This window comes from gamma proteobacterium symbiont of Axiagastus rosmarus (genome assembly GCF_059730925.1).
Genome location: NZ_AP035925.1, coordinates 3806169 through 3826480, shown reverse-complemented (window position 1 = coordinate 3826480; position 20312 = coordinate 3806169). Strand labels below are relative to the sequence as shown.

General features: G+C 58.1%; 15 protein-coding genes and 1 riboswitch. Of the genes, 7 read left to right on the top strand and 8 right to left on the bottom strand.

Going from position 1 to position 20312, the window contains the following annotated elements:
* The first annotated feature begins 5 nt into the window (after positions 1-5).
* Together aceA and aceK are read left to right on the top strand one after the other, a co-directional pair.
* Positions 6-1310, top strand: a complete 1305-nt coding sequence (gene aceA / locus AC6I8F_RS18060; protein WP_498028319.1) for an isocitrate lyase — start codon at positions 6-8, stop codon at positions 1308-1310.
* 66 nt (positions 1311-1376) lie between these two features.
* The gene (aceK, locus tag AC6I8F_RS18055) at positions 1377-3113 is read left to right on the top strand and encodes a bifunctional isocitrate dehydrogenase kinase/phosphatase (RefSeq protein ID WP_127833549.1); all 1737 of its coding nucleotides are present in this window, start codon (positions 1377-1379) and stop codon (positions 3111-3113) included.
* Here aceK and iclR read toward each other — a convergent pair.
* Positions 3110-3940 (bottom strand): glyoxylate bypass operon transcriptional repressor IclR, encoded by an 831-nt coding sequence (gene iclR, locus AC6I8F_RS18050; RefSeq protein WP_058757603.1) that lies wholly within the window; start codon positions 3938-3940, stop codon positions 3110-3112. The two genes, aceK and iclR, sit on opposite strands and share 4 nt — an antisense overlap.
* 196 nt (positions 3941-4136) lie before the next feature.
* Here iclR and metH point away from each other — a divergent pair, with 196 nt between their 5' ends.
* Entirely contained in the window at positions 4137-7820 is a 3684-nt protein-coding gene (metH, locus tag AC6I8F_RS18045) for a methionine synthase (protein WP_215786767.1), read from the top strand.
* A gap of 134 nt (positions 7821-7954) precedes the next feature.
* Here metH and AC6I8F_RS18040 read toward each other — a convergent pair whose 3' ends face one another.
* The 5 genes from AC6I8F_RS18040 to pgi all read right to left on the bottom strand — a co-directional run bounded on the left by AC6I8F_RS18040 (position 7955) and on the right by pgi (position 14038).
* Entirely contained in the window at positions 7955-10045 is a 2091-nt protein-coding gene (locus AC6I8F_RS18040; protein ID WP_498028318.1) for a YjbH domain-containing protein, read from the bottom strand.
* Positions 10045-10782, bottom strand: a complete 738-nt coding sequence (locus AC6I8F_RS18035; RefSeq protein WP_498028317.1) for a capsule biosynthesis GfcC family protein — start codon at positions 10780-10782, stop codon at positions 10045-10047. The genes AC6I8F_RS18040 and AC6I8F_RS18035 overlap by 1 nt, the downstream gene beginning before the upstream one ends.
* Positions 10779-11426, bottom strand: coding sequence for a YjbF family lipoprotein (locus AC6I8F_RS18030; protein ID WP_498028316.1), 648 nt, complete (start codon positions 11424-11426; stop codon positions 10779-10781). The genes AC6I8F_RS18035 and AC6I8F_RS18030 overlap by 4 nt, the downstream gene beginning before the upstream one ends.
* A gap of 77 nt (positions 11427-11503) precedes the next feature.
* Positions 11504-11752, bottom strand: coding sequence for an exopolysaccharide production protein YjbE (gene yjbE, locus AC6I8F_RS18025; RefSeq protein ID WP_021508031.1), 249 nt, complete (start codon positions 11750-11752; stop codon positions 11504-11506).
* Positions 11753-12391: 639 nt separating this feature from the next.
* Positions 12392-14038 (bottom strand): glucose-6-phosphate isomerase, encoded by a 1647-nt coding sequence (pgi, locus tag AC6I8F_RS18020; RefSeq protein WP_021508030.1) that lies wholly within the window; start codon positions 14036-14038, stop codon positions 12392-12394.
* Positions 14039-14137: 99 nt separating this feature from the next.
* Between pgi and AC6I8F_RS18015 the strand changes: the two genes are divergently transcribed.
* The 3 genes from AC6I8F_RS18015 to panS all read left to right on the top strand — a co-directional run bounded on the left by AC6I8F_RS18015 (position 14138) and on the right by panS (position 17266).
* The gene (locus AC6I8F_RS18015) at positions 14138-14383 is read left to right on the top strand and encodes a hypothetical protein (RefSeq protein ID WP_125309290.1); all 246 of its coding nucleotides are present in this window, start codon (positions 14138-14140) and stop codon (positions 14381-14383) included.
* Between the two features lie 36 nt (positions 14384-14419).
* Positions 14420-14614, top strand: a riboswitch (Lysine riboswitch).
* A 110-nt stretch (positions 14615-14724) separates the two neighbouring features.
* The gene (gene lysC / locus AC6I8F_RS18010) at positions 14725-16080 is read left to right on the top strand and encodes a lysine-sensitive aspartokinase 3 (protein WP_021508028.1); all 1356 of its coding nucleotides are present in this window, start codon (positions 14725-14727) and stop codon (positions 16078-16080) included.
* A 262-nt stretch (positions 16081-16342) separates the two neighbouring features.
* The gene (gene panS, locus AC6I8F_RS18005) at positions 16343-17266 is read left to right on the top strand and encodes a ketopantoate/pantoate/pantothenate transporter PanS (RefSeq protein WP_021508027.1); all 924 of its coding nucleotides are present in this window, start codon (positions 16343-16345) and stop codon (positions 17264-17266) included.
* Positions 17267-17564: 298 nt separating this feature from the next.
* On the opposite strand, the gene AC6I8F_RS18000 is transcribed toward panS, so the two are convergent.
* Positions 17565-17888: a DUF805 domain-containing protein gene (locus tag AC6I8F_RS18000; protein WP_072209939.1), complete on the bottom strand. Its 324-nt coding sequence runs from the start codon at positions 17886-17888 to the stop codon at positions 17565-17567.
* Between the two features lie 197 nt (positions 17889-18085).
* Positions 18086-18679: a YhgN family NAAT transporter gene (locus tag AC6I8F_RS17995; RefSeq protein ID WP_031279795.1), complete on the bottom strand. Its 594-nt coding sequence runs from the start codon at positions 18677-18679 to the stop codon at positions 18086-18088.
* A 218-nt stretch (positions 18680-18897) separates the two neighbouring features.
* On the opposite strand from AC6I8F_RS17995, the gene asd reads away from it, so the two are divergent.
* Entirely contained in the window at positions 18898-20007 is a 1110-nt protein-coding gene (gene asd, locus AC6I8F_RS17990; RefSeq protein ID WP_031279794.1) for an aspartate-semialdehyde dehydrogenase, read from the top strand.
* Positions 20008-20312: the final 305 nt, after the last annotated feature.

Genomic DNA, 20312 nt, shown 5'->3' with positions numbered 1-20312 from the left:
CTGCTATGTCAAATCGTACCCAACAGATCGCTCAACTGGAAAATAGCTGGCTGGCATCACGCTGGCAGGGCATTACCCGTCCTTACAGCGCCGAAGAGGTCATTAACCTGCGCGGCTCCGTTAATCCCGCCTGCACGCTGGCGGATCGCGGCGCGAGAAAGCTGTGGGCACTCCTGAACGGTGACGCGCGCAAAGGCTATATCAACAGCCTCGGTGCCCTGACCGGCGGACAGGCGGTGCAGCAGGCGAAAGCCGGCATTGAGGCGATTTATCTCTCCGGCTGGCAGGTGGCGGCCGATGCAAACCTGGCCGGGCAGATGTATCCGGACCAGTCGCTGTATCCGGTCAATTCGGTGCCGAACGTGGTGGAACGTATTAACCAAAGTTTTCAGCGCGCCGATCAAATCCAGTGGGCGAGCGGACTGTCGCCGGACGATGACGGCTTTATCGATTACTACCTGCCGATTGTCGCCGATGCGGAAGCCGGATTTGGTGGGGTGCTCAATGCTTTTGAGCTGATGAAAGCGATGATTCAGGCCGGCGCCGGCGCGGTGCACTTTGAAGATCAGCTGGCGGCAGTGAAGAAGTGCGGGCACATGGGCGGCAAAGTTCTGGTGCCGACGCAGGAAGCGATTCAGAAACTGGTGGCGGCGCGGCTGGCGGCCGATGTGATGGATGTGCCCACGGTGCTGATTGCGCGCACCGATGCCGACGCTGCCGATCTGATTACCTCCGATTGCGACGAGCGCGATGCGCCGTTTATTTCCGGGGAACGGACCGCTGAAGGCTTCTTCCGCACCCATGCCGGTATCGAACAGGCGATAGCCCGTGGCCTGGCGTATGCGCCGTATGCCGATGTGCTGTGGTGCGAAACTTCCACGCCGGATCTGGCGCTGGCGCAGCGCTTCGCCGAGGCGATTCACGCGCAGTATCCCGGCAAGCTGCTGGCTTACAACTGCTCGCCTTCGTTTAACTGGAAGAAGAATCTCGACGATCGCACCATTGCCCGCTTCCAGCAGGCGCTGAGCGAGATGGGCTACCGCTTTCAGTTCATCACTCTGGCCGGCATTCACAGCATGTGGTTCAACATGTTCGACCTCGCGCACGCTTATGCGCAGGGCGAAGGTATGCGCCAATACGTGGAAAAGGTGCAGCAGCCGGAATTTGCCGCACGCGAACGCGGCTACACCTTCTCTGCGCATCAGCAGGAAGTGGGCACCGGTTATTTCGATCGCATCACCACGGTGATTCAGGGCGGCAGCTCGTCGGTCACCGCGCTGACCGGCTCCACCGAAGCCGCACAGTTCTGATCAGCGTACTCGCGGTGCGCAGCATGGCGCACCGTTTCACTGGCTCACGCTTGCCGGAGATTGCCGATGTCACCGAGAGAATCCCTTATCGCCCACACGATTCTGCAGGGTTTTGATGCGCAGTACGGCCGCTTTCTCGATATTACCGCAGGCGCGCAGCAGCGCTTTGAACAGGCAGACTGGCAGGCGGTGCAGCAGGCGATGAAAGCGCGTATCCATTTGTACGACCATCACGTCGGGCTGGTCGCCAATCAGTTGCGCATCCTCAACGAGATGGCCGACTGGGATGACGCTTTCTGGCTGCGGGTAAAAAGCCACTATGCCACGCTGCTGCCGGGCTATCCGCGTCATGAAATCGCCGAAAGCTTTTTTAATTCTGTCTATTGTCGCTTGCTGGGGCACAGCCACTTATTGCCTGAACGGCTGTTTATCCTGCCGTCGCAGCCGTACGCGCCCGCGCCGCCGGCGCAGCGACCGCTGTCGCGCCTGTACCGGCCGCAGCACAGCTGGCATGAGACGCTGCGTCAGGTATTGAATGACATTCCGTTGCGGCTGACGTGGCAGGATCAGACACGCGACATCGGCTGGATTGTGCGTCATCTGCACGAGCAGTTCAGCGCGGCACAGCTGGCTAATGCCACGCTGGACGTCGCCAGCGAGCTGTTTTATCGCAACAAAACCGCCTGGATTGTGGCGCGGCTGCAGCTGAGCGCGGGCGAGATTGTGCCGTGTCTGCTGCCGATTCAGCGCGACGACGCCGGCCGGTTGTGGATTGATACCTGTCTCACCGATAGCAATGACGCCAGCATCGTGTTTGGCTTTGCCCGCGCCTATTTCATGGTGTACGCACCGGTGCCGGCCGCGCTGGTGGCCTGGCTGCAGCCGATTTTGCCGGGCAAAACCCTCGCCGAGCGTTACATGGCGATTGGCTGCCAGAAACACGGTAAAACCGAATGCTATCGCGAATATTTAGATTACCTGGCGCACAGTCAGGAAGCATTTACCATCGCCCCCGGCGTGCGCGGTATGGTGATGCTGGTATTCACGCTGCCCGGTTTTGATCGGGTATTTAAGGTGATTAAAGATCGCTTCGCGCCGCAAAAAGAGGTGACGGATGCGCAGGTGCGCGCCTGTTACCGGCTGGTCAAAGAGCATGACCGCGTCGGGCGCATGGCTGACACCCAGGAGTTTGAGCATTTCGCCATCCCGCGCGCGCGCATTCCGGCGGCGCTGATGGCGGAGTTTGAGCGCGAGATTCCGGAAAAAATCGAGCTGCGCGATGACGTACTGATCATCCGCCACTTATGGCTGGAGCGTCGCATGCAGCCGCTTAACCTGTGGCTGATGCAGGCGACGCCGGAACAGCGCCAGCACGCCATTGAGGAGTACGGCGATGCGATTTGTCAGCTGGCGGCGGCCAATATCTTCCCCGGCGATATGCTGTTTAAAAACTTCGGCATGACGCGCCATGGCCGCGTGGTGTTTTACGACTATGATGAAATCCGCCCGATGACCGAGCTGGTGTTCCGCGATGTCCCGGCGGCGCGTTACGAAGAGGATGAGCTGCAGGCCGAGCCGTGGTACAGCGTCGGGCCGGATGATGTGTTTCCGGAAACTTTCCGCTACGCGCTGTGCAGCGAACCGGCGACCGGAAAATTGCTGCAGGCGCTGCATCCGCAGTTGTTCGATCCCGGCTGGTGGCGCGCACTGCAGGCGCGGATCCGTGCCGGGCATATTGAAGAGGTGATAGCGTGGCGCGCCGGGCAGCGTTTCAGCGCGCGCTACGCGTCAGTGGCCGCCTAGCGGCCGGCATAGCTGAGTGTCACCTGCTTCGCCGCGCGGATCACCAGCGCCCCGAGCTCGGTAATGCGGTCGTCGGTCATGCGCGCCAGCGGGCCGGAGATGGAGATGGCGGCAAACGGTTCGCCGTGTTCATCATAAATCGGTGCCGCCACACAGCGCAGGCCGAGCGCGTGCTCTTCGTCGTCGTGCGAAAAACCCATCTTACGGATCAGCGCCAGATTCTCCTTCAGGCTATGCGGCGACATCAGGGTTTTCGGCGTGTAATGATGCAATCCCTTCTGATGCAGCAGGGCGGTGACCTGATCATCGCTGAGGTGAGCGAGAAACGCTTTGCCGGCACCGGACGCATGCATCGGCAACTTGCCGCCAATCGGCGCTGACATGCGCATCAGCTGGGTGCACTGTACCTGGTCAATAATCACCGCCTGATAATCACTGAGATCCAGCACCGCCAGATTCACGGTTTCGCCGGCCTCTTCCATCAGCCGGCGCAGGATCGGGTGCACGATCGCCAGCAGATTGCGGCTCTGCAGAAAACTGCTGCCGACCACAAAGGCATGAGCGCCAATGGTCCATAAACCGAGGTCGCCCACCTGATGCACAAATCCCTGCTGCTGCATGGTAGTCAGCAGGCGATGAGTGGTGGAGTTGGGAAGCCCGGCCTGTTGCGCCAGCTCGGTCAGCGCCACGCTACCGTGTGATTCGGCAATCAGCTCCAGCAAACGCAGCCCGCGCGTCAGAGATTGTACCTGGCCGCCGGCAGGGGCACTGGCCGCCGGAGCCGTACGGGGTTTTTTGCCGCGTTTCGCGGGCGCAGGGGTTGCCATAACATCTCCACAGTCATTGCAGGTATGGAAACCATTTTCGTTTTTAATGGTACGAATGCAAACGCTGGCTGACTGGTCGGATCTGCTGGTCATTTTGCCGCCGGTGGCCGCAAACGGGTGACTTTTGCTCATTTGAAAGTTGTGCCAGTATGACTGGCTGGCATTTAGCCAGCGTAATGACGTGGATGGGGCAAGAGTGAGCAATAAAACCGCAACGCTACAGCAGCAGCTGGCACAACGCATCATGATTCTGGACGGTGGCATGGGCACCATGATCCAGAGTTACAAACTGGATGAGCAGGATTTTCGCGGCAGCCGCTTCGCTGACTGGCCGTGCGATGTGAAAGGCAATAATGACCTGCTGGTGCTGAGTAAGCCGGACGTCATTCGCGAAATCCACGATGCTTACCTGGCGGCTGGCGCGGATATTCTCGAAACCAACACCTTCAACGCCACCCCGATTGCCATGGCCGACTATGAAATGGCCGCGCTGTCGGCGGAGATCAACTTCGAAGCGGCGAAACTGGCGCGCGCCTGCGCCGACGCGTGGACGGCAAAAACGCCCGATCGCCCGCGCTACGTTGCTGGCGTGCTCGGCCCGACCAACCGCACCTGCTCGATCTCGCCTGACGTCAACGATCCCGCGTTTCGTAACATCACCTTCAATCAGCTGGTGGACGCCTACCGCGAATCGACCCATGCGCTGATTAGCGGCGGTGCTGACATCATCATGATCGAAACGGTGTTCGATACCCTGAATGCCAAAGCGGCGATCTATGCGGTACAGAGCGAGATGGAAGCGATGGGCGTGACGCTGCCGCTGATGATCTCCGGCACCATTACCGATGCGTCAGGCCGTACGCTCTCCGGCCAGACCACGGAAGGATTCTACAACTCACTGCGCCACGCGGAGCCGCTGTCGTTCGGCCTCAACTGCGCGCTTGGTCCGGACGAACTGCGCCAGTATGTGCAGGAGCTGTCGCGTATTGCCGAAGGCTATGTCAGCGCCCACCCTAACGCCGGTCTGCCGAATGCCTTCGGCGAATATGACCTTGATGCGGCGACGATGGCGGCGCAGATTGGCGAGTGGGCGCGCGCCGGTTTCCTCAACATTATCGGTGGCTGCTGTGGCACCACGCCGCAGCACATTGCGGCGATGGCGGCAGCGGTCGAGGGCGTGCCACCGCGCCCGCTGCCGGAAATAGCCGTCGCCTGCCGTTTGTCTGGCCTCGAACCGCTCAATATTCAGGCCGATTCACTGTTCGTCAACGTGGGTGAGCGCACTAACGTGACCGGCTCGGCCAAATTTAAGCGCCTGATTAAAGAAGAGAAGTACAACGAAGCGCTGGACGTGGCGCGCCAGCAGGTGGAAAACGGCGCGCAGATTATCGATATCAATATGGATGAAGGCATGCTGGATGCGGAAGCGGCCATGGTGCGCTTTCTCAACCTGATTGCCGGTGAGCCGGATATTGCGCGTGTGCCGATCATGATCGACTCCTCGAAATGGGAGGTGATTGAGAAAGGCCTGCAGTGCATTCAGGGCAAAGGCATCGTCAACTCCATCTCGATGAAAGAGGGCGTCGAGCCGTTTATTGCGCATGCGCGCAAAGTGCGGCGCTACGGCGCGGCGGTGGTGGTGATGGCGTTCGACGAAGTGGGCCAGGCGGACACCCGCGCGCGCAAAATTGAGATCTGCCGCCGCGCCTACCACATTCTCACCGAAGAGGTCGGTTTCCCGCCGGAAGACATCATTTTCGACCCCAATATCTTTGCCGTGGCTACCGGCATCGAAGAGCACAACAACTACGCGATGGATTTCATCGGTGCCTGTGAAGACATCAAACGCGAACTGCCGCACGCGATGATCTCCGGCGGCGTCTCCAACGTGTCGTTCTCGTTCCGCGGTAACGAACCGGTGCGCGAGGCGATTCACGCGGTGTTCCTCTACTATGCCATCCGCAACGGCATGGACATGGGCATCGTCAACGCCGGTCAGCTGGCGATTTATGACGATCTGCCGGCGGAGCTGCGCGATGCGGTTGAGGACGTGATCCTCAACCGGCGCGACGATGGCACCGAGCGACTGCTGGCGCTGGCGGAGAAGTATCGCGGCAACAAAGGCGAGGGTGAGCAGGACAAGCAGCAGGCCGAATGGCGCAGCTGGGACGTGGTGAAGCGGCTGGAATATTCGCTGGTGAAAGGCATCACCGAGTTTATCGAGCAGGATACCGAAGAGGCGCGCCAGGCCGCGGCACGGCCGATTGAAGTCATCGAAGGGCCGCTGATGTCAGGCATGAATGTGGTCGGCGATCTGTTTGGCGAGGGCAAAATGTTCCTGCCGCAGGTGGTGAAATCGGCGCGCGTGATGAAGCAGGCGGTGGCCTACCTCGAACCCTTTATCCAGGCGAGCAAAGAGGCCGGCCGCAGCAACGGTAAAATCGTGCTGGCGACGGTAAAAGGCGACGTGCACGACATCGGCAAAAATATTGTTGGCGTGGTGCTGCAGTGTAACAACTACGAAATCATCGACCTGGGCGTGATGGTGCCGGGCGACAAAATCCTGAAAACCGCGCGTGAGGAAAACGCCGACATCATCGGACTTTCCGGCCTGATTACCCCGTCGCTCGACGAGATGGTGAACGTGGCGAAAGAGATGGAGCGCCAGGGCTTTACGCTGCCGCTGCTGATTGGCGGGGCCACCACCTCGAAAGCGCACACGGCGGTGAAGATTGAGCAGAATTACAGCGGCCCGACGGTTTATGTGCAGAACGCCTCGCGTACCGTCGGCGTGGTCTCTTCGCTGCTGTCGCCCACGCTGAAAGAGGCGTTCGTGGCGCGCACGCGCAAAGAGTACGAAACCGTGCGGATTCAGCACGCGCGTAAAAAGCCGCGTACGCCGCCGGTCACGCTGCAGGCCGCGCGCGATAATCATTACGTCATTGACTGGCAACGCTACACGCCACCGGTGGCGCATCGTACCGGCGTCAGCGCAGTGGAGGCCAGTATCGATACGCTGCGCAACTACATCGACTGGACGCCGTTTTTTATGACCTGGTCGCTGGCCGGCAAATATCCGCGTATCCTGGAAGATGAAGTGGTGGGCGAAGAAGCCACGCGGCTGTTTGCCGATGCCAATGCGATGCTGGATAACCTCAGCGCGCAGGGCACGCTCAGGCCGCGCGGCGTGGTCGGTATTTTCCCGGCTAACCGGGTTGGCGACGACATTGAAATCTACCGTGACGAGACCCGGCGCGAGGTGCTGTGCGTCAGCCATCATTTGCGTCAGCAAACGGAAAAAACCGACTTTGCCAACTACTGTCTGGCGGACTTCGTGGCGCCGAAATCCAGTGGTAAAGCGGATTATCTCGGCGCGTTTGCCGTCACCGGCGGGCTGGAGGAGGATGCGCTGGCGGCGGCGTTCGACCAGCAGCACGATGATTACAACAAAATCATGGTGAAAGCGGTGGCGGATCGCCTGGCGGAGGCGTTTGCCGAATACCTGCATGAGCGCGTGCGTAAGGTGATCTGGGGCTATGCCGCCCATGAAAATCTCAGCAACGACGAGCTGATTCGCGAAAATTACCAGGGCATTCGTCCGGCGCCGGGCTATCCGGCCTGTCCGGAACACACCGAGAAGGCACAAATCTGGCAGCTGCTGGATGTGGAACATCACACCGGTATGAAGCTGACCGAATCTTTTGCCATGTGGCCTGGTGCCGCAGTGTCCGGCTGGTATTTTAGTCATCCGGAGAGTAAATATTTCGCCGTGGCGCAGATTCAGCGCGACCAGGTGGAAGATTACGCGGCGCGTAAAGGCATGAGCGTCAGCGATGTGGAACGCTGGCTGGCACCGAATTTAGGCTACGACGCGGATTGATGAATTGCCGGCGCAGAGCGCGCGCAATGAAATGCTGGCAGGCGGTCGCCATCAATGGCGACCCTACATGGTTCACGTAGGGTGCGCATTAATGCGCACCGTTAAATGGCGCGGGTTGAACCCCGCGCTACGATTTAATTAAAACGCGCATCGCGATCGGCGGTCAGATCGTACAGCTGGTACTTACGGCCCAGCATCTGACCACCGTCACGCGTCAGCGGCACCCAGTTCACCTGCGCACGGCCACGGGTTGGCGTGACGGTAAACAGATCCATCGGAATCGAAATATAGAAACCTTTGGTGAAATCCCCTTCGCCATACGCTTCGGCTGACACGTTGGTTTTGGTGGCGTAGAAGCCGACCATCACGCCGCTGTCAAAGCGCTTCGACACATCCAGCGTGACCCCTTTGTCCTTCGCCAGATATTCACCGACGCTGGCTTTCACCAGCACATCCTGCATGAACCACGGACGCCAGTAAGCGGTAAGGTGCCCGGTGGGCGCCTTGTAATCGGTGAACTGCATCATGTTGTCCCAGTCACGCTGCTTCACGTAGTTCGCATCGAGACCGAAAGCCCAGTTGCTGTCCACCGGGCGATACAACAGCTCGCCGCCCACGCCGCCATACATGGTTTCCAGATAGCCACCGTACACCTGGCCGTAGAAGCCATTGCCGAGATAGCGCATGTAGTTGGCCTGCAGATCATTCACGTAAACGTTGTTCTCCACGTAGTCGCGAATGTGGGTGCGCACGCGCGGCAGCGTCGAGTCGGCTGGCGCGCCGTTGTAGTTGAACTTGTCATAGTTATTGGCGATGTTGCCAAACAGGCTGCCACCAATCAGCCAGTGATCGGTCAGCCAGTAATCGACATTGCCCATTACGCCGAGCTGGTACATGTAGAAGCTTTCCGGACCGCCGACCGACTGGTTCAGCACCGGCGACAGGCTGTAGTTGAGGCGATCCTTACGGATGAAATAGCCCTGTTCGGTGGTGCCCGGATCGATCGGTTCTTCACGCGTCTGCTGCAGCGGCTGCTCGTGGCCGAGCGGATAGCCGCGCAGTTCGTTATTCAGGCTGGCCACATCGGTGCGCGTGGTGACCTGCGGCATGTTAAAGCGCGACTCGGTGACTTCAATCGTATCAATGCCCGCCGGCAGATTGTTCATGATGATGCGGTTAGCGCGGTCAACGCCTTCGCGCGTGTCGCGATATTTGGTCTGCTCACCGGAAACGTACAGCGTGCGGCCTTTAGTCTGGATGCGCGGACCATCCAGTCCGGCATTGTATTTCAGATCGGTAAGCTGATTAGCGACCACCGTCGGCTGCAGCAAATCGTCCTGCGGCTGTGGCTGATAAGCCGGTTTTGCGCTATCAAGGTGCGACTGGTGTAACGAATTAAAGTTGGTGCGCACGGTCACGCCAAACATAAAAGTATTGCCGCGCTCGTAGCTGGCGTTGATATCCGCCCAGTCGGTAAGACGATAGATTGCGCCAACGTTGACCTTACTGCGCTGCTCCAGCCGGCCGGCAAAATCGTCCTGATAATCGTTGCCTTCATACTCCAGCTTCAGACGCAGCGGCTGCCACGGCGTCTGGTATTCGATGCCACCAAACAGTGCCGCCGGACCGTGGAACATCTGCGAGCCGTTAATGGAACCCGCCGAACCGCCGCCGGTGCGGCTGCAGAAGCTATCGCTGTAGGAGCAGAACGGGTTTTTGATGGTGCCGCTGTTGCCGAGATAGCCCCAGCCCAGCCCGAGGCTGAAATCAAACGGTCCCCAGGCTTTACTCGCCACCAGATATTCACTGTCGAACAGGCCGGTACCGCCCAAATCACGCGAACCGACCGCCACTTCCGGCAGCCAGAAGCTCTCCTGCCACAGGCGCAGCTTCAGGTCGAAGGCTTTGTCTTTATAGCTCTGGTTGCCGCTGAAGCCTTCCACCGCACTGTAGCGGCGGGTGCGTACGTCGGTATAGCGCACCGTGGTTTCCAGCCACGGGAACAGCTGCAATGACGCAGAATAGTAACGATATTGATCGTTATCGCGGAAGTTCAGGCTAAATTCGCCCTCTTTTGCCATGCGCGCGGTCGGCGTTTGCATCAGGCCCACGCCGCCAAAATCAGATTGTGAAGGACCGACCGGTTCCGGCCAGGTTTCCGCCTGCACCTGGCATGCGGCGGCGACAGAAGCAGCCAACAGGCTGAGGAGTAATTGTTTTTTCATCAGTCTGGCATCCGGTGAGTCAGAACGGAAAGCATGCGCGCATTCAAATCAGGCTGGCCCCAGGGCAGGCTCCATGTGGAAAAGCCCAGCCAGATGATGCTGCCTGGCTCGACTTCAACATGCCGCTGATTCCAGTAAGCGATCGGCACCTGCTGCGTCTCACCTGACGGCGCAATCACCGTGGCCACGCTGCGCTCGGCACCCGATAAACGCGCATGCGGCGCGAGGTAGTCACGCACCGTGCGTCCTGGTCGCCAGCTCTCACTGCCGGGATGGCTGAGTGCACCCATCACCCGTACCTGCGTCGGCGCTGCCACGATGTACAGGTCGTAGCTGCCCTGCAGTTTACGGTTGGCTTCCGGACGCAGCCGCACCCAGTCGGGATCGAGCGAAGTAAACTGGCGCCCGGTAACCTGCAGGGCGCTGAGCTGCTGGATTACGCTGCCGATGGTTGTGGCCAGTGAAGTACCGCTGTCGGCCTGCCAGGCGCGCAGATCCGCGAGCAGCTGAGCGTGCTGCTGCTGCGCCACGGCGGTCGCACCGCGTTCGGCAATCACCGTGCCCGGCCACCAGCTGTGCAGCGCCGGGTTCGTTACCAGTTCGCTCAGGGTGCTGGCATGATCGATCTGGAAACTGCGCTGGTCGTGCGCAGGGTGTACCGTCACCTGGCTATCCGCCAGCGCGTGGCTGGCCGCCGTGAGGGCGAGTGCCGCCAGCAGGGAATTGATTTTTTTCATGATTTCGCCGGCTTCAGAAGGGTGGTTGCAATCGGGTACTGGTCAGCCGCCAGCATCTGCTGCGCCTGCAGCACCGTACCGTCGCGGTTATCGATCCAGAAGGTGTTCTGCCAGCTGACGCCGGGGCTCTCCATCTCTACCGTTTCGTGCCAGACGCGGCAGGGCACCCGCTCGCCGGCGAGGTTCAGCACTTCATCGTCGCCGCGCTGAAAGGTGGAGTGGGCGGTGGCGGCGCGCACGTTGTCCTGCTCGCGCCACTGCACGACGCGCGTCCACTGCGCGCCATTTTGCAGCCGCAGCGCATCGGCCAGCGGATCCTGCGCCAGGTTACTGACGGCCTGCAGGTTGTCGCGCAGGCCGAGGGTTTTCACCAGGCGGCCGTGCTGCATCACCAGCATGGCTTTATCCTGGGTTACCCATTTCTGCTGGCCGTTTTCCAGGTAGCCCAGCACCACAAAGATGCGCGGACCGTTGTCGACGCGCGCATACAGGCTGGCATAGGGCAGAGTAGCGATTTGTTCATCGCTGACGGTGACATCGTCCGGACCGCTGATGGCGAGCATTACGGTCTGTTCGAGGCCTTTTTGCGTTTGTGTGCAAGCCTGCAGCAACAGGCAAAGAAGCAGCAAAGAGAGTCGGCGCACTGTGTATCCCTGTCTCAATAGAGGCAAAAAACAAAAAATAACCACACGACTGTGTGGTTATGTTTAAAGGTGCTACATCAACGAGTGGTGCTCGTTGTGGTAGTGGTTGTTGTACCGGTATTTGCACCGTCGCCACCGCCAGCAGCGGCAACGCCGAGACCCACTAACGCACCGAGTGCGCCGATACCCACAGCGGTGGTCGCACCGGTCGAGATTGCTCCCGCCTGCGCGCCTGCTGCAGCACCGGCTTCTTCCGGTGCGGCAATCGCAGCGGAAGAAACGGCAACGTAAAGTAAGGCTGCACCGGCAACCATCAGTTTTTTCATAACAACGTTTCCTGCATCTTGATAAAACGTGAATGAAGGATATTACCCGTCATACCGTACGCTGCCGTCCGATGGCCGCTGGGCCGCATGCAGCTGGCTGACCGTGGTCAGCGCGCAATAATGTTTCCCGGGCCGCCGGGCGACAGCGGGGAAGTATTCAGGGCAGCCTTGAAGGCGCGTTCAGTATAGGGCAACAAATTACCAGAGTTCAGCGCCAGAAAAAGAGGGGGATTAAGCAGGACGTTTCTGGTGATAAATAAGGCGAATTGGCGTTAGCTGCTTTTTTTAATTGCGCTTTTTTCGCTGGCTGGAATATTTGCGCAGGACATTATAGCACAGCAGCATTTTTCACTTTTGCATTAAAAAATGGCACGGAATAGGAATAATCAGATTTTCCTGAAAGGGTTAAAATAGAAATACAAATTTAATCAGTTGCTTAGGTGGGTGAGGTGGACAAATCAGATCCATTTTTTATCAGATAAGCCCGCCACGCATGATGGCATCTTCCGATTTTCCTTAGGGCATTTTAAGAATTATCTAACCGCAGCGTGGCAGCAAAATCCGCTTATTTGCCGTGGGGCAGTTGATCGGAACAAAAAAGGCGGCATGTGCTGCCGCCTGATGAGCCTGGGGGTGAAATTAACGCCAGGATTTGTAGCGATTAATTAAGCCATTGGTGGAGCTATCGTGGCTGTTAATCTGCGCATCGTTTTCCAGCTCCGGCAAAATGCGGTTAGCCAGCTGTTTGCCCAGCTCAACGCCCCACTGATCGAAGGTAAAGATGTTGAGAATCGCGCCCTGAGTGAAGATCTTGTGCTCGTACAGCGCAATCAGCGCGCCGAGGCTGAACGGAGTAATTTCACGCAGCAGAATCGAGTTGGTCGGGCGGTTACCTTCAAACACCTTGAACGGCACGATATGCGCGACGGACTCCGCCGATTTACCGGCATCGGTAAACTCTTTCTCTACCACCTCGCGGGCTTTACCAAACGCCAGCGCTTCGGTCTGAGCAAAGAAGTTGGACAGCAGCTTCTGGTGGTGATCGGCCAGCGCGTTGTGGGTCTGCGCCGGCGCAATGAAGTCGCATGGAATCAGCTTGGTGCCCTGATGGATCAGCTGATAAAACGCGTGCTGCCCGTTGGTGCCGGGTTCACCCCAGATGATCGGACCGGTCTGGTAATCCACCGGGTTGCCGTCGCGGTCGACGTACTTACCGTTGGACTCCATGTTGCCCTGCTGGAAGTAAGCGGCAAAACGGTGCATGTACTGGTCGTACGGCAGAATCGCTTCGGTTTCGGCACCGAAGAAGTTGTTGTACCAGATACCGATCAGCGCCAGCAGCACCGGCAGGTTTTGCTCCGCTGGCGTGTTCGCGAAGTGCTGGTCCATGGCATGCGCGCCGCTCAGCAGCTGTTCGAAGTTTTCGAAGCCGATGGACAGGATGATCGACAGACCAATCGCGGACCACAGTGAGTAGCGGCCGCCGACCCAGTCCCAGAACTCGAACATGTTGGCGGTATCAATACCAAATTCGCCGACCGCTTTCGCGTTGGTTGAGAGCGCGGCAAAGTGCTTCGCCACGTGCTGCTGATCGCCGGCGGTGTTCAGGAACCAGTCGCGCGCGCTGTGGGCGTTGGTCATGGTTTCCTGCGTGGTAAAGGTTTTCGACGCCACGAGGAACAGCGTGGTTTCCGGGCTAAGCGGTTTCAGCGTTTCGGCAATGTGCGTGCCATCAACGTTGGAAACAAAATGCATGTTGAGGTGGTTTTTATACGGACGCAGCGCTTCGGTCACCATGAACGGGCCGAGGTCTGAACCGCCGATACCGATGTTCACCACATCTGTAATCGGCTTGCCGGTGTAGCCTTTCCACTCGCCGCTGATGATGCGTTCTGAGAAGGCTTTCATCTTCGCCAGCACCGCGTTCACTTCCGGCATTACATCTTTGCCATCCACGAGGATTGGTGTGTTGCTGCGGTTGCGCAGGGCCACGTGCAGCACGGCGCGATCTTCGGTGCGGTTAATCTTCTCACCGGAGAACATGGATTTGATGGCGCCCGCCAGATCGGTCTCTTTCGCCAGCGCCTGGAGTTTGTCGAGGGTTTCCTGGGTGATGCGGTTTTTTGAGAAATCCACCAGCATCTGATCATCAAAGGTGGCAGAGAATTTCGCAAAACGATCGGCATCCTGCGCAAACAGGTCGGCAATCTCTACCGATTTCATCTGATCAAAATGCTGCTGCAGCGCTTTCCAGGCTGCGGTTTGTGTCGGATTGATATTTTTCATGGCAACACTCTTGTTGATATAAGAACCGTCATTCCATCCGGGCGCATCCTGTCTGGCCCGGCATGCTGAGCATTTGTTACGGCTTGCACGCGTTTCAGTATGACCACAGTTGCAACTGAAAGGAAAAAATTTGTGACGCCAGCCGCAGCGTTTCAGGTAAATCCGGCGGCGATTGTCGGCCGGTTCGCCGCGCATTACTCTGCGCGGCATCAGCAAAACACCGGTTTTTTCGCACCGCTGACTACTTTAGGCGGCTGGCGGCTTCCGGGTTTGTTTAGCAATGCGCTGCATAAGTGTAAAAATGAATTTTCCCGGCGCCGCAAGGCTGGACAGCGGAACAATTAATCAGTATTTTGTGCGCGCGACTTGCACCTCCGGGTGCAAGCCAGAAGAGGCGCGTCGCCCAGGCAGTGTGTTTGAGGATCCGTATCCAGCGAGAACACATCAGGGGGTGCGACGCCGAGGTGGTGCAACACGCGGAGTGTTGTGCTGTCGGCTGCAGGGGCTGAATCCTCTGGGTTGTCACCAGAAGCGTCCGCAGTCGGACGTTTCGCAAGGTGAAGTGCTTTTGGTGACTCATCTCCTGATCTTGTCTGTCCAATTCTGCTCTTCTCTTGTGCCAAGGCTGTTACCCGATCTTCTCTTCCGCGAATGGGAGGAGATAACCTGACACGAGGTTTTGTTACATGTCTCAATCGTTGATCGTGGCAAAATTTGGCGGCACCAGCGTTGCCGATTTCGATGCCATGAACCGCAGCGCGGATGTCGTGCTGTCTGATGCCAATACCCGTCTGGTGGTGCTCTCTGCCTCGGCGGGCGTGACTAACCTGCTGGTTTCGCTGGCTGAAGGCCAGGAACTCGAGCAGCGCGCTTATCTGCTGGATCAAATCCGCACCATTCAATATGCCATCATCGATCGCCTGCAGTCGCCGGACGTCATCCGTCAGGAGATTGATCGCATGCTGGAGAACATCATCATGCTGGCGGAAGCGGCGGCATTAGCCCGTTCGACCGCGCTGACCGATGAGCTGGTAAGCCACGGAGAACTGATGTCGAGCCTGCTGTTCGTCGAGATCCTGCGCGAGCGCCAGGTGAATGCCGAGTGGTTTGACGTACGCAAAGTGATGCGCACCAGCGACCGTTTTGGCCGCGCCGAGCCGGATGTAGCCGAGCTGAAAACGCTGGCAGCGGCTCAGCTGCAGCCGCGCACCGCAGAAGCGCTGGTGATCACGCAGGGCTTCATCGGCAGCGAAGGCAAAGGCCGCACCACCACGCTGGGCCGTGGCGGCAGCGATTACACCGCTGCGCTGCTCGGCGAAGCGCTGCAGGCGACGCGTGTGGATATCTGGACCGACGTGGCGGGCATCTACACCACCGACCCGCGTGTGGTGCCGCAGGCGAAACGCATCGAAGAGATCACCTTTGAAGAAGCGGCGGAGATGGCGATCTTCGGCGCGAAAGTGCTGCATCCGGCGACGCTGCTGCCGGCGGTGCGCAGTGATATTCCGGTGTTTGTCGGCTCCAGTAAAGATCCGGCGGCGGGCGGCACGCGCGTCTGCAACGAGACTAAAAATCCGCCGCTGTTCCGCGCACTGGCGCTGCGGCGCAAACAGACGCTGCTGACACTGCACAGCCTGAACATGCTGCACGCGCATGGTTTCCTGGCGGAAGTGTTTGCTATCCTGGCGCGCCACAGTATTTCGGTTGATCTGGTTACCACCTCGGAAGTGAGCGTGGCGCTGACGCTGGATACCACCGGTTCAACCAGCACCGCCGACAGCCTGCTGACCCAGGCGCTGCTGACCGAGCTCTCTTCCCTGTGCCGGGTGGAAGTGGAAGAGAATCTGGCGCTGGTGGCGATCATCGGCAACAACCTGTCGAAAGCCTGCGGCGTCGGCAAAGAGGTGTTCGGCGCGCTGGAGCCGTTTAACCTGCGCATGATTTGCTACGGCGCAAGCAGCTACAACCTGTGCTTCCTGGTGCCAACGCCGGATGCGGAAGAGGTGGTGCGCGCGCTGCATAAGAATCTGTTCGAATCTTAATTGACGCGTAAGTTACCTGAAGCCGGACAATGTCCGGCTTTTTTTATCTCTGCCGTTCAGCCTGACGCTATTTCGGACAAATGCCAGCGGAATGCCCGTGTCTGCCCGGCGATCTTTAGCAGCCGATAGGCATTTTCTGTCGTCGGCCACGCTTATGATAATGAAATGTTATGATCCGGCGCAGGTCGCTGCGGTCGTTCCCCGCACGCCGATTCATCTGTGGCAAAAAACCAATTAAGTAAAACGCTAAGGACATTTCTTCATGCTCGCCAAACTCACCCGCCTGTTTCCGCTCTGGGCCGTACTGCTGTCCGTTGCAGCCTATTATTCGCCGTCCACCTTCCTCGGCATCGGGCCGTGGGTAACCTACCTGCTGATGCTGATCATGTTCGGCATGGGCGTGACGCTCAACATTGACGATTTTAAACGCGTGCTGGTGCGTCCGGCACCGGTGATTGCCGGCACGTTCCTGCACTATCTGGTGATGCCGCTGGCGGCCTGGGCGCTGGCGAAACTGTTCCAGATGCCGCCGGATCTGGCCGCCGGGATGATTCTGGTCGGCAGCGTGGCCAGCGGGACAGCCTCGAACGTGATGATTTATCTGGCGAAGGGCGACGTGGCGCTGTCGGTGACCATCTCGTCGGTTTCGGCGCTGGTGGGCGTGTTCGCGACGCCGCTGCTGACGCGCTTTTACGTAGATACCCACATTCAGGTCGATGTGGTGGGCATGCTGCTCAGCATCGTCAAAATCGTGGTGATCCCGATTGGGCTTGGCCTGATTATTCACCACTCCATGAACAGCGTGGTGCGCCGCGTTGAGCCGTATCTGCCGGCGTTTTCGATGGTGTGTATTCTGCTGATCATCAGCGCGGTGGTCGCCGGTAGCCAGGGCTTTATCGGCTCGGTAGGGCTGATGGTGATCGCGGCGGTAATCCTGCACAACGCCATTGGGCTGCTCGGCGGCTACTGGGGTGGCAAGCTGTTTGGCTTTGACGAATCCACCTGCCGCACGCTGGCGCTGGAAGTCGGTATGCAGAATTCCGGACTGGCGGCCACGCTAGGCAAACTGTACTTCTCACCGCTGGCCGCACTGCCCGGCGCACTGTTCTCGGTGTGGCACAACCTGTCCGGTTCCCTGCTGGCGGGTTACTGGTCGGGTAAAACGATTGAGAAGAAGCAGAAATAACGGGGCATGCGTACCGGTGGTCATCAATGACGATCGGTTACGCACCATCGTCCTGTTGATACCGGTGCGCATAAATGCGCACCCTACCAAAACGCGCAATGATCTTGCAGGGGCGCAATAAATCCGCCCTCTGCAAAACGCGCAATAATCTTGTAGGGTCGCCATTCATGGCGACCGCAAACACTCAACGGACATCATGGCGTCATAAATAGTCATTCAAAAATATTCCACTGGCGCACTAATCCTCACCTCATATAAATATGCAAGCACCAGGAACCCCTACACGGGCCGGCCCGTTTTATTCTTTTTTTACTGATGCAGGAAAAGCCAGAAAGGGAAACAGTAAATAAGGCGCAACGATCAAAAGAATAAACACTCCCCGTGAATATCCCGCATCGTTTATTCTTCTGCTGCCACAAGCCAGCGATGGCAGAACGAAAAGCAGTAAAGGAATCCATGCTATTTCATTCGTGGATGAAGCGAACACACTGAGATAACAACAAAACCAGATAATCTGGAACATCATAAAAATGATATAGCATAAGCGGCTATCTTTGCCACTATAATCAAACGTCTTAATCAATCCATTCTTTATGGATGTTAGTAAGAGAGTCCGCGCCATTTTATTCTAACCACCACAAAAAAGATGAGAGACCGCAAGCTGTTCACTGTCGAAAAACACGTAAAATAGCGATTTTACGATAAAACGGATAACGCGTGTTGTGAACCTGAATGTTGTCTATAGAATACCAGGCAATAACATGCGTTGACTCATGCTATTCCTGGTATTATTAATTAGCGCCGCCAGCATGCGAAACGCTATAACTTCAGGTAAACCCGAATACCGTCCAGGAACATCTGCGTCGCCAGCATAATCAGGATCAAACCCATTAATCGCTCCAGCGCGTTGACGCCTTTATCCCCCAGCAGGCGCAGGAACAGGCCGGACATCAGCAGAATCACCACCGTGACGCCCCAGGCAATCAGCAGGGCGCCGACCAGGTGCGTCATCTGATTGGGATACTGGTGTGACAGCAGCATCAGGGTGGCGAGCAGCGAGGGCCCGGCGACCAGTGGGATCGCCAGCGGCACCAGGAACGGCTCTTCGCCGGCGGGCAGGCCGCTGGTGCTGGTCTCGCCGGACGGAAAAATCATGCGAATGGCGATCAGAAACAGAATGATGCCGCCGGAAATCGATACCGTTTCGGTGCGCAGATTAAGAAACGCCAGGATGCGTTCACCGGCGAACAGGAACAGCAGCATCAGAATCAAGGCGATCAGCATCTCGCGCATCAGCACCACGCGGCGGCGCTTCGGCTCCAGGTGCTTTAGCACCGACATGAAAATCGGCAGGTTGCCCAGCGGGTCCATAATCAACAGCAACAATATGGTCGCGGATATCATTTCAGTCATCAGAGGTAAACCATCCCTTCAGGTCGGCCACAGCCGTTATAAGTTGTACTGCTGAAAAAGTTAGCGCAATCGAATTAATTCACTTGCCAGAAGTGCTGCATTTTGTAGAGTTGTGGGTCATAGGTAAACCTGATTATTACGCAGACTGGCGCATTGCTGGCGCTGGTCTTTTTTCGCACCACCCAGGCCCCGGCCCGAGTTCCTGAGACGGACAGAAAATGAAGAATGTAGGTTTTGTTGGTTGGCGTGGCATGGTCGGCTCTGTGCTGATGTCACGTATGAGCGAAGAACGCGATTTCGATGTGATCAATCCGGTCTTCTTCTCCACTTCGCAACTGGGTCAGGCTGCGCCGACGTTTGGCGGTAAGTCGACCGGTGCGCTGCAGGATGCGTTTGATATTGAGGCGCTGAAGGCGCTGGATATCATCATTACCTGCCAGGGCGGCGATTATACCAGTGAAGTCTACCCGAAGCTGCGCGAGAGCGGCTGGCAGGGCTACTGGATTGATGCGGCCTCCACGCTGCGCATGAAAGATGACGCCATCATTATTCTTGATCCGGTCAACCATCAGGTGATTCGTCAGGGCCTCGACAGCGGCATCAAAACCTTTGTCGGCGGTAACTGCACCGTCAGCCTGATGCTGATGTCGCTGGGCGGACTGTTCGCTAACGACCTGGTCGAGTGGGCCTCCGTCGCGACGTATCAGGCGGCCTCCGGCGGCGGCGCGCGCCATATGCGCGAACTGTTGACCCAGATGGGCATGCTGCACGACCACGTTGCGACTTCGCTGCAAAATCCGGCCTCCGCCATTCTCGACATTGAGCGCAGCGTGACTGACTTTACCCGTTCCGGCACGCTGCCGACCGACAACTTCGGCGTACCGCTGGCCGGCAGCCTGATCCCGTGGATCGACAAGCAGCTGGACAACGGCCAGAGCCGCGAAGAGTGGAAAGGCCAGGCGGAGACCAACAAAATTCTCTCGACCCGTCACACCATTCCGGTCGATGGCCTGTGCGTGCGCGTCGGCGCGTTGCGCTGCCACAGCCAGGCGTTCACGTTGAAGCTGAAGAAAGATGTGCCGCTGAACGAAATCGAACAGCTGCTGGCCGCGCACAACGAGTGGGTGAAAGTGGTGCCGAACGATCGCGACATCACCATGCGTGAACTGACGCCTGCTGCGGTGACCGGTACGCTGACCACGCCGGTGGGCCGTCTGCGTAAGCTGAACATGGGACCGGAGTATCTGTCGGCCTTCACCGTCGGCGATCAGTTACTGTGGGGCGCTGCCGAACCGCTGCGTCGCATGCTGCGTTTGCTGATCGACTAAGCGCAGCGCGAAGCCAGACAGGCCGGGGTTTCCCGGCCTTTTTTCTTTCCACGGGAGTGCAAAACTTAACCCAAATTGCGCCCGACAAGTGATCAGCTTCCCCTTTTTGCTCGCCCGATAACAATTTTTTGCGTTCCACCCTGGCTTCTGCCAACCCCAAGCTATGATTTAACAGTGATGTGCCGGTTGTTAACTGTTTTTACTTTGCGAATGGAATAGTTGTTGTACACGGCCAGGATCTTTCCCACGGAGGGTGTCCTTCCTTGCTGCTGTATGTATGGCTCATGAAAAGCAGCGCACCTATA